This window comes from Streptomyces sp. NRRL S-31 (assembly GCF_000718775.1).
Taxonomy (GTDB): Bacteria; Actinomycetota; Actinomycetes; order Streptomycetales; family Streptomycetaceae; genus Streptomyces.
The window spans coordinates 1-299 of sequence record NZ_JOCB01000282.1 but is presented as its reverse complement, the minus strand read 5'-3'; the positions used below and the strand labels follow the sequence as shown (position 1 = coordinate 299).

The following is a 299-nucleotide window of genomic DNA, read 5'->3' as shown; positions in this document are numbered from 1 at the left end:
GGCGGATGCCGCGTATTACAAGAACATGATCGTCATTCAGTTGAATCTGTTCCTGGTGGAATGGTCGCTGATCATGGCGATGGCGGTGTGGAATCCGTTTGGTGCTTTGGCGGAGCAGGCGGTGCTGCGGGCGACGTACCGGGCGGTGCTGCGGAGTCTGATTTTCCGGTTCCTGGCGGGGTTGGCGGCGCAGGAGGTGTTGAACGTCGGGCTGGCGGCGGCGACGCATGAGTTCGCGAAGTGGCTGACGGGTGAGCAGGGCTACGCGCTGGAGGATTCCGATGAGCTGCTGAAGCAGG

1 protein-coding gene is annotated in these 299 nt (G+C 62.2%); it reads left to right on the top strand.

The genetic code is table 11. From position 1 onward, the window contains the following. Nucleotides 1–25 precede the first annotated feature (25 nt). On the top strand, nt 26–299 hold a 274-nt coding region (locus IF37_RS40475; RefSeq protein WP_037858529.1), incomplete at its 3' end, for a hypothetical protein.